8 protein-coding genes are annotated in these 9,694 nt (G+C 44.9%); all 8 read left to right on the top strand.

From position 1 onward, the window contains the following. Window positions 1-361: 361 nt before the first annotated feature. The 8 genes from ecpA (at window position 362) to AX755_RS19400 (ending at window position 9,630) form a co-directional block, all read left to right on the top strand. Window positions 362-946, top strand: a complete 585-nt coding sequence (ecpA, locus tag AX755_RS19435) for a common pilus major fimbrillin subunit EcpA (protein ID WP_013097898.1) — start codon at window positions 362-364, stop codon at window positions 944-946. Between the two features lie 52 nt (window positions 947-998). Next, window positions 999-1,673 carry a hypothetical protein gene (locus AX755_RS19430; RefSeq protein WP_038420149.1) on the top strand — a complete coding sequence of 225 codons (675 nt, stop codon included), beginning with the start codon at window positions 999-1,001 and terminating at the stop codon, window positions 1,671-1,673. 54 nt (window positions 1,674-1,727) lie between these two features. Continuing rightward, window positions 1,728-4,220, top strand: a complete 2,493-nt coding sequence (locus tag AX755_RS19425) for a TcfC E-set like domain-containing protein (protein WP_062857273.1) — start codon at window positions 1,728-1,730, stop codon at window positions 4,218-4,220. A 4-nt stretch (window positions 4,221-4,224) separates the two neighbouring features. Further along, entirely contained in the window at window positions 4,225-5,841 is a 1,617-nt protein-coding gene (locus AX755_RS19420; protein WP_062857272.1) for a hypothetical protein, read from the top strand. A gap of 17 nt (window positions 5,842-5,858) precedes the next feature. After that, entirely contained in the window at window positions 5,859-6,533 is a 675-nt protein-coding gene (locus AX755_RS19415; protein WP_013097894.1) for a hypothetical protein, read from the top strand. A 99-nt stretch (window positions 6,534-6,632) separates the two neighbouring features. Then, a complete protein-coding gene (locus AX755_RS19410) occupies window positions 6,633-7,370 on the top strand; it encodes a winged helix-turn-helix domain-containing protein (RefSeq protein WP_062857271.1) in 738 nt (245 codons plus the stop codon). Then, a complete protein-coding gene (locus tag AX755_RS19405) occupies window positions 7,345-7,818 on the top strand; it encodes a hypothetical protein (RefSeq protein WP_023621796.1) in 474 nt (157 codons plus the stop codon). The genes AX755_RS19410 and AX755_RS19405 overlap by 26 nt, the downstream gene beginning before the upstream one ends. Window positions 7,819-8,187: 369 nt before the next feature. After that, complete coding sequence (locus AX755_RS19400; RefSeq protein ID WP_062857270.1) at window positions 8,188-9,630, top strand: EAL domain-containing protein; 1,443 nt, start codon at window positions 8,188-8,190, stop codon at window positions 9,628-9,630. Window positions 9,631-9,694: the final 64 nt, after the last annotated feature.

The raw sequence follows: 9,694 nt of genomic DNA, 5'->3' as shown, positions 1-9,694 counted from the left end.
GAGGGTTTTCATAGTTTATTGATTTGAAATGTTTTTTAATCCTTTGAATCTTTTTTTTAATTTTGATTTGCATCAAAAAGCAAGAATGGATGCAAATTCTTTAATGTGATTATTTTTTAGATTTAAAAACTTAACTATGAATTTTTATGGTTTTAAGTTCTAATCTGTAGGCATTTACTTATCTTCCAGACAAGAAAATTCCTAATGATGTTGAGGATTTGATAATTTCATGCTGTTGCTGTTAACAATATCTCGGAACATAATTTTTCGGCGCGGCAATTCTCGCTCGCAATTAAATGGAGCTTCCCGGTTACTTATTATGAAAAGTGCCAGGTTGCGCGTTTGTTCTTAGGAGAAGAAAATGAAAAAATTATTACTGGTGGCCTCTCTGGTTTCTGTTTTCGCAGCAGCAAATGCAATGGCTGATGTTACTGCATCTGCCACTGCGTCATGGGATGCTACAGCAACAAAAGATACAACTAGCATGCTGGTTGTTACTCCGCTGAACTCCCTGACATTCCAGTATGCGGAAGGTCTGAATGCTTTTAATACTCAGGATGGTGCTTTTGACATTACGATCCAGGGACAGGAAAGTGCAACCGACTTTGAACTGACTGCACAGGTCATTAGCAATACCCTAACCAATGCAAGCGGCGATGCATCTACTCTGGATGTCGGTGTTGCCTGGAACGGTAATGCACTTTCTAGTTCTGCTGAAACCGTTCTGGTTAATGCATCATCAACTTCTGGTCTGGAAAGTCTGATGGCTGACGGTGCTTATAACGGTGCTGAACGCGTGAGCGATCAGTCCAGCTTTAAGTTCTCTATCGCCTCTGCGACGTCTGATGGTTCAACAGCTGTCACTGACTATTCTGCTTTGCCTGATGGCTACTGGACAGGCGATGTGAAAGTACAGTTCAACGCGACCTGGACCACGCCTGCGTAATGAATGAAAAAATTCGGGAGATTTTTCTCCCGAATTTCTTAGGAATGTACTGATGAATAAATATTTACCCTTTGCCATATTGGCGGGGATCGCTACGTCTTTTTCCAGTTGGGCAATTAATGTGGGTGATATCACGTCGATAATGACTTCCGAGCAGAGTTCATTATCGAAAGAGATTATCAACACGACGAATTCCGCACGCTATGTCAGCGTTACGGTGAAACGACTCTCATCACCGTTGCCTGATGGCACCGAAATAAGCATTAATCCAGGCGAATTACTGTCTACACCCGCCAGCCTTATTCTTCCAGGCGACGCGAAAGATGTTTTCCGCTTTTTCTATAAAGGGCCAGAGGATGATAAAGAACGCTATTATCGCCTGCAATGGATTGATGAACCTGTGAGCGAAAGCGCAGCAACGAAAGCGGGCAAAGCCGCGACGGCAACGGCTTCAGCGGAAATTGGGACTATTTTAGTTGTAGCTCCGCGTAATGAGCGCTTCAACTACAGTCGTCAGGACGATTTGATCATCAACACAGGCAATGTCTCTTTCCGCGTGATTGCCTATGGCGTGTGTAAGGATCCCACTCAGGACCAGGGGCGGGGATGCCGGGAACGCTATTACGTTATGCCTGGAACCAAAATAAGGCTTCAAAAAAGCGATGTATCAAACAGCCGCACTCGTATTGGCATTTGGCATGGCAAGCAATTTATTACAGTGAAGTAATGCACGACGCCATTACCGGTGCCAATAATAAAATGCTGAAGTGTAAGGATGCATATGTCATTTAAATATTTTATTGGAGGGAGTGTATTTCTCTCTTTAGCGTTAACACCAGGGGCCGTTCATTCCGCCCCCGTTAAAATTGGTCATTATGTCATTCCTGGTACTTTTGCGCGCTCTCTGGAGCAAGGGATGACAGTTCCGGTGTTTATTCGGTATCAAGAGACGGACGAAAAAAGCCAGCAAAAAATTGCTGATGCGGTGATCTCATTGGTTGACGGGAATATTACAGTCAAATCGATAATGGTTTCTGACTTGCCTAACAATGCTGTGCTGGCGGATAAAACGCGCGAGATGGTAGAAAAAATAGGCAATGTGAAATTTAAGGACAACACCGCTATTGCCCTTACGCCTGAAGCACGTCTTCAACTGAACATTTCATCGTTCCACCTGGAGATGATCGTCAGCAGGGACGCGTTGACCGAGGCTGTTGTGGCGCGCAGCTCCTTGTTAGGTCCGTCAAGCGTTGACCGGTTAACTAACGTGCTCAATTACAGTTTTGGTACCTATTACAATGATTATCAAAACGGCAAAAGTTCCCGCAGCTATTTAACGCTGGATAATACAACGTCACTTCGTGAGCACCATTTTAATATTAATGGTTCGGTATATGGTATTGGTGAAAGTAATGGTTCCAGCAACGTTTATCGGGCGATGTACGAGCGCGATTACGAAGGTTATCGCCTGGCATTAGGAATGCTTGATACGTGGAATGTCCAGTCTATTGCCAGTCTTAACGCCTTAAACGGCGGAAAAATCTACGGTGCAAGCTACGGAAATAAAGGCAGCACCGTTGTCGAAAATACCTCCCTTTCGCTGACCCCGATTACGGTCTTTTTACCGGCAGCAGGGGAGGTGCATGTATTTCGTGACGGACGCCTGCTGAGCGTTCAGAACTTTAACATGGGCAGCTACGAAATTGACACCAGCCGTTTCCCTTACGGGGTGTACGACGTTACGGTGGATATTGTCGTCAATGGGCGCACGGTCAATACCCGCATGAGTCGCGTAAATAAAATCTTCTCACGCCAGCAGGCGGCGGGGCTGCATGAGATCTCATGGCAGGTTTTTGGCGGCTCGCTTGATTACGATCGCGTCAGTTATAAGCGCAATCATTACCGTGACTTAGGCAGTGAACAGAGCTGGATTGGAGGGGGCGCGGCTTCTCTGACGCTGGCGGTGCTTTCCGGCCTGAATATGAAGTCAACGCTTTACGGTTTTGATTCCAATGCGGTTAACGAAACTGATATCACGTTAAATGTGAACGAATACGTGAGTGTGGGTGCGCAAACGATGCTGGCAAATGATGGAACCTGGCGAAATGTCAGCAATGTGAATGTCAGCGCACCCGGTGGATTTGGCTCAGTGTGGGCCTCTCGGGAAGACAGCAAAATTGGTGACCGTTTGCCGGTGCAAGAACGTGATAACTACTCCATTGGCGGCACGATCAACCTGGGAAGCGTTATTCCACACGGAGGATCGCTAACGCTAAGCCAGACGGAAAACCGCTATTCAGGCAATAAGTATCGCAACATAGATTACAGCACAACACTTTATGCCGGACGGTATGCCACTGTCGGTCTGCGGGCGGGTGTACAGCGCTACTTCTATAACAACACGAATGATGACGGTCGTCAGGAGCGTTATGTCAGCCTGGACTTCTCGTTACCACTGGTTTCCTGGTTAAGTGTGGGCGCATCGCGCGATCGTTACGGTGCGACGCAGGGCAATATCAGCGCTCGTAAACAGTTTAAAGATGGCCCAATCACCTCAGCAGGCGTTTCTGCCTCGACGCGCCTGAGCGGAGAGCAGAATTACGGCAACGATTATTCCGTCAATGGCAATGTCAGTTACAGCACCCAATATAACGCCGGGACGGTCTCTGTCACTCGTTCAGCAGATAACTCGACTAACATGAACTTCTCTTCTCTCGGGGCAATAGCCTGGGCTGGCGGTGATGTTGGTCTGAGTAATGAGCGACAACGCTCGGGGATCATTGTTAAAACGGGTCTGGCAGGCGATGGAAAACTGGCAGCAAAAGTCAATAACCGCAATTACCTGCTGAGCAGTAAATCGACCTTTATTGCGCTCCCTCCGTATGCGCAATACAAACTGGAAATTATGAACGACCGGAACTCCGAAGACAGCTTCGATATTGTTTCCGGACGCAAACACGCGATGAACTTGTATCCAGGGAATGTGAGCGTTGTTGCACCGGAAGTGAAAAGTATGGTGACCGTATTTGGTCGCGTCCGCTATCCCGATGGGCAACTGGCGGTGAACACAGATATCCATAATCACATAGGCAAAACTCGGACTGACGGGAAAGGTGAGTTTGCGATCGATATCGATAAAAAGTATCCCATCATTACCCTGGTATCAGCTAATGGAAGTATCTGTGAAGCCGATTTGGATCTGGATAAAGCCAGGGGGGCCGCGTGGGTGGGTGATGTTAAATGTGCACTGCAATCGACAATGGCGCAGAGGTAATTCTATGAAAAAAAGTGCAAATATTATTATTCCTTTACTCATTGTCGGTGCCTTAACACCCTTTACAGCGAAAGCGTTGACGGCGACATCCTCCGGATCTGTCAGTAATAATTTTATGTTTATCGAAAATGCCATTGATGGTGAGTACTTTATTACTCCTTCCTCGCTTGATCCACGTTTCAGCGGGTCGAATACCTGGGTGAAATATGGAACTTCCCAGGTAAGTCTAGGCTATTTAGGCTACGTAGGTTGGACGGCACCGGCGAATAACTATCAGGATATGTGGATTGATAATTCCCCAATCGATGGACCGTTTAGCGGTATTCGTTGCTACAGTGGAACGCAGTGCCCAACGACAGGGTATATTACGGGTCAGGGAACGGACAGCAACGGTTTCTACCATGCTCAGGTCGGGTCTGTCGCCGGTGTGGTCGGCGGGGCATATGGGTTTGCCTCCCTGAGTGACTCTGCCTACGAATATTTCCGCAATATGGCCACCGGAAGTAGCGAAACATATGTTTTCAATCGCTGTTATACCTCGGTCAATTATGATTACGCGGCAGGCGAGCGCTGCAAAGATGAGTCCTCAGGACGCTGGAACTACGTAAACTACACGTTAACCAAACGCGGCCATCTGGCACTGGAATCGACCAGCGCCTTCCAGGAGCTGTGGATTGCCAGCGACGGCACGCCGAGTATTACCAATGATTCAGGTGCCTGTGAGTTGGGCGTCGTCAGTAACGTGAGCGGTGTTATCTGCAAAATGGTCAGCTATAATCTTCAGCAGACAGCTAACCTGACGGCATCATTGACGTTCAGGGCGTATGTAGATTCAACAGCGCTTGGATTTACCCCTGCAGCGGCCACCGTGCGGTATTCCGGTAATGGCTCCACATGGTATAACTTCAGTGCATCGACGGCGTATTACAACGTGTTCACCACCAGCGGTGAATATGTGTACCTCTTTTTGTCGCAGACATTTCTCAAAAATCTGGTCAATGCGGGCGTCAGTATTACGAATAGCCAGCCGTTTACCTTTGCGTTTACTAATGCTCTAACACCTGAGTCAGGTTATTACCAGTTCACGCCTTCGTTACAGCTTAATATCGTACCTAAGGAGTATGGGATAAGTATTATTTCATCTAATAATACAACGTCTGCTAGCGGTAGCGGCACTATTGGCGAGGATACGCCAATAAGAATGGATTATACCGTTACTGTTTCAGGCCCTCGCCAGGCTGACAGCATTACCGCGCAAGTTATTGGCGATAGCACAACGTTAAATGACACGCCGTACTGCCTGTTTACGTCCGCACAAGGTGGAGTAAGTGTGCCGATACCGGCCTATCTTGAGTATAACAACCAGTCAGGTAGTGTGACTCAGGCAAGAAATAGCTGTGGTGAAGCGGCCATAAGCCTGAATGATGCTCTGTGGCAACAAACGCCCTGGGACGCCAACAACACTGATGACGGGAGTTACTTCAATACCCGTTTATCACTGCTCTTTCCGATGGACGATTCTCGCTCTGCTTTAACGGTATCAGGTTCTGACTGGGAAGGCGTGGTCAGCGCCAGTGGGGAGATAAAAGTCATGGCGAACTGGGTAGGGGTGACAAAATGACCGGATGGCGTGTGGCTATGATCGTTACTGGTTTGGCTCTCCTGGCGTTATTTAGCCTGCCCGCACGCGCCTTGTATCTTGATTCAACCATTTTTGACATGGCGGCGGATAAATCCTTTATCAGCAAACGTGTTTTTAATGACAGCCACAAGCAGAATATTTACAGCATTTCGGCGGTGAAAATTGATAAGCCCGGGCCTGGCGGGGAGCGTCGCCAGGCTATCGAAGAGGGCGAATTACTGTTTGCACCGCTTAATTTCTCGCTTGCACCGGATGCAGGAGAGTTTTTCAAGATTTTCTATCGTGGTCCGCAGGATGACAAGGAGCGCTACTACCGTGTGCAGTTTACTGAAATGCCCATCACCCTTTTCCCGGAGCGCAACAGGGGTAAAAAGAGCGAAGCGATACCAGCTATCGCACTGGAAACCATTCTGGTTGTTCGGCCACGAAAAATGAATTTGCATTATATGCTGGATGAGCAGAAAGGGGTTCTTGAAAATACAGGAAATACCTTTTTTAAAATCATTGTTCAAAAGGGGTGCAATTCGACCGATGATGAAGCGACCATTCGCTATATTCTACCGGGAGAAACGTACCGAAGCCCCGAACTGAAAGCACAAAATAAAAAATTTATAGTGGCTTTGCAAAAGTATATCCCTGTTGGTAGTGGATGTTTTACACATGCCTCATAAAATTGGAACAAACTATTCTTGTATTGCTAACTATCTGGTGTGAATATATTCTGTATCGTATGTGAATCTCGTCAAAGATAAAAATAAGAGTTTATCTGGATGAAAAAAATAATTAACGGTCAGGTTTTATACGATTCAGAGCAGAGGGTATTAAGTGTGCAAGGTGAAAGGATTATCCTCTCTGCACCAACCTCAAGGTTACTGGAACTTTTTATTGATAATAACTATAAGCAAGTAAACCGGGAACTGATCATCGAAGAGGTCTGGGGAAAACATGGCATGATACCCTCAGGGCATAGCCTTAATAAAAGCGTGAGCATATTGCGCAAAGCTTTTTCATCGTTAGGCTTGAACAATATAATCGTCACGATCCCGCGCGAAGGGTTCCTTTTTCAGGCCCGGGTCAGCAGCGTGAATGATGATATCAAGAGTAAAAGAATAACGACCATCCAGTTAGATATTGTTGATAAGGCTTTGCAGTATAGACGGTGGCCGCAGCTTATCCTATGGTGTGTTTTCACTTTTACTGTCTGTGCAGTTATGGTTTTTTTTCTCATATTAATGTTTCGCAATAACGATGGGGTTGTACATATATTGAAATCCGGCTCGTGTGATTTTTACACCACAGATGATAATTCATCAGTGAAGTTATCCCGATTTTTGAATTCACCAAATTGGCAAAAACACAGTTCCATTTGTGAAGGAAGAGATAAAGTCATCATATTTTATGATGACAATAACTTATCGGCAGGTAATAAACTGAAAGAGTATTTCTTTAGCGTGTGTAAAATGGAGCAAAAAGGAACGGTGCATGAGTGCGAAAATTATCTTTATTAGTATGTTCGCTGCGGTCATGGTGATATTTCTTTTTTTGCTTAATTGCCCTCGTATTCCATCGGCTTTTGTGTGTACGGCTAAAAGCCATGTTTTTCTCCATACTCAAAAAGAGGGGGTGAGCATTGAAGGTGAGGTTTTGTTAGTTTTGAGGATTTCCTCTGCAGAGGAAGGTGCTTTCTCACAAGTTGGGGTGCTGGATGTTAACGGTAAACATTATGCTATTAATCGCTCCACTACGTTGAGCTTCCTTAGAGAAGACAGTGATGGTTATTTGCGTACGCAACGCATTGCGGTGGTAAAAAATGATAACGATGACTTGCCTGATGAAATAACCAACCTGCTCATGTCTAAGCAACAACTCTTTTATTACAAGATCATACATATCACCGATAACGTTTATGGGGTCAGGGATCTACGGCGCACGCTGATGGTCTGTCGAGCAAAGTAACGTGACAATGAGACTTCTCTTTGGCGTGATTCTCTTCGTGTTGTGAGTTTCACAGACATTAGTTCTGTAATTTTTCTTTTTATTCTTATTTTATTTTGTCTGGTTCTGAATGTAAGTGCATTAATTTGTACTGTATTAGGATAAGGAAAATTTCTGTATCTGCTGCGGAAATATTCTTATCATTGTGGAAAAAATATGATCTTAACGGAGGGAGGGACCATTAAGATTAACCATTTCTTGTTCTTGTTTTATTAAGGCGGATATTGTCTACCGGGCATTGGATGTTTTGCGAAAACCAAAGCAAATATAATCTTTCTCTCTGTACGATAGAAGGAAGCGATTTTCAATTAAACTTTTACGGTGATAATTATGAACACGAAAAAGGTCTTTCTGCTCAGTTACGACATTTATCTTTTCTCAGGAATAAGATCATTTCTGCCTAATCTGGTACTCGTTGATTCTGGAACGTTTGTTTCTGATTCAGACATTTTAATGCCACAGTACAACAGCTGTTTGTTAATCATTGATAACAGAGTGCCATTTTGTATAATACAAAAATGGCTGCAAAGAAATAGCAGCCAGTTTATCTATGTTAACAGTGTTGTTCTCACGATGAGTAAAAGTAAATGTATCAATCGAGGCTGTGAAAATAGTGAGTCTGTTAACGCTAAAGTAAGCTGTAATAGCCTTATTTCTGTTCTAAAGACTAAATTGATGTCAAATGTGCAGGGGGGCGCTCCGTCAACATTGGGCTACGTTGATAGATTCCATTTAAGTGATTTTGAACAAGAGATGATTTACGCCTCTTTCACTAAAATGGGGCTGGAAGAATTTTGCAAGGCAAATTCTTTAACGCCAAAATCGCTCTATCGTTATCGAGATAAAATAACTCATCGCCTGAGTTTTGATAACTTTAATGAGACTATAATTTATCTTTCCAGAAATGGTTTTTTGGCAGAACGATGGGGGGCACATGACAACAAGACAAGCCAAACAATGACAGAGGGTATATTTGATAGCAACGAAGCTAATAGATTAACTCTGGCTTTGAAAAATGATGAGATTGTGCCTTATTTTCAACCCATCGTCGGAAGTAAAGGAGAACTGCGTGGCGTTGAGGTGCTGGCGCGGTGGCCTTCAGGCCACAACTATGCCATTTCTCAACGTGAGTTCATCCCGCTGGCGGAAAGTAGTGGTCAAATAAACGATCTGACAAGTTATCTGATGAATAAGGTCGCGAGTCATTTAAATCACGATATTACCTGGCAGGGACAGTCTTTTTTTGTGGCGTTTAACGTGAGCCCCTCAAATTTGAGTAACCCTGTTTTCTATTGGGAATGCCTCAATTTTTTGGAATTAACGGAATCACTGCCAATAAAATTGATGATTGAGATTACTGAAAACCAGACACTGGTAGTCACGCCTGCAATAAAAGAGTTAATCCGTTCGTTACGTAACCGGGGTGTCCTCTTTGCTCTGGATGATTTTGGAACGGGATACGCCAATCTGTGTTGTCTGAATGAACTCGAGCTGGACGTGATTAAGATTGATAAGATCTTTATCAAAGGGATCCATGCAGAAGATCAGACGCTGCCGATGCTGGAATCGATCATTAATCTGGCTGGCATTCTGGGGTTACGTACTGTTGCAGAGGGCGTGGAGTATGCCTGTCAACGCGAATGGCTTATCGCCCATAAGGTTGATTTCCTGCAGGGGTATTATTTCATGCCACCTATGGCACTGGCTGAATTTCATCGCTATATGCAGCAGTATGGCTCCGCAGCAATAGGGTCGGCACTGTTGCAAAGTTAGCGATGAGGCAGCGTTTTGTCTTATTCAAAGGCCTTACATTTCAAAAACTCTGCTTACCAGGCGC

This window comes from Enterobacter sp. SENG-6 (genome assembly GCF_001605945.1).
In the GTDB taxonomy this organism is placed as follows: Bacteria; Pseudomonadota; Gammaproteobacteria; order Enterobacterales; family Enterobacteriaceae; genus Enterobacter; species Enterobacter cloacae.
The sequence above is the reverse complement of the archived record's forward strand: the minus strand, read 5'-3'. Positions and strand labels throughout refer to the sequence as shown.

Excerpts from the sequence above, each read along its gene's own strand:
- ecpA (WP_013097898.1), top strand. The coding sequence starts at position 362 with ATGAAAAAATTATTACTGGTGGCCTCTCTGGTTTCTGTTTTCGCAGCA.
- AX755_RS19430 (WP_038420149.1), top strand. The coding sequence starts at position 999 with ATGAATAAATATTTACCCTTTGCCATATTGGCGGGGATCGCTACGTCT.
- AX755_RS19425 (WP_062857273.1), top strand. The coding sequence starts at position 1,728 with ATGTCATTTAAATATTTTATTGGAGGGAGTGTATTTCTCTCTTTAGCG.
- AX755_RS19420 (WP_062857272.1), top strand. The coding sequence starts at position 4,225 with ATGAAAAAAAGTGCAAATATTATTATTCCTTTACTCATTGTCGGTGCC.
- AX755_RS19415 (WP_013097894.1), top strand. The coding sequence starts at position 5,859 with ATGATCGTTACTGGTTTGGCTCTCCTGGCGTTATTTAGCCTGCCCGCA.
- AX755_RS19410 (WP_062857271.1), top strand. The coding sequence starts at position 6,633 with ATGAAAAAAATAATTAACGGTCAGGTTTTATACGATTCAGAGCAGAGG.
- AX755_RS19405 (WP_023621796.1), top strand. The coding sequence starts at position 7,345 with ATGAGTGCGAAAATTATCTTTATTAGTATGTTCGCTGCGGTCATGGTG.
- AX755_RS19400 (WP_062857270.1), top strand. The coding sequence starts at position 8,188 with ATGAACACGAAAAAGGTCTTTCTGCTCAGTTACGACATTTATCTTTTC.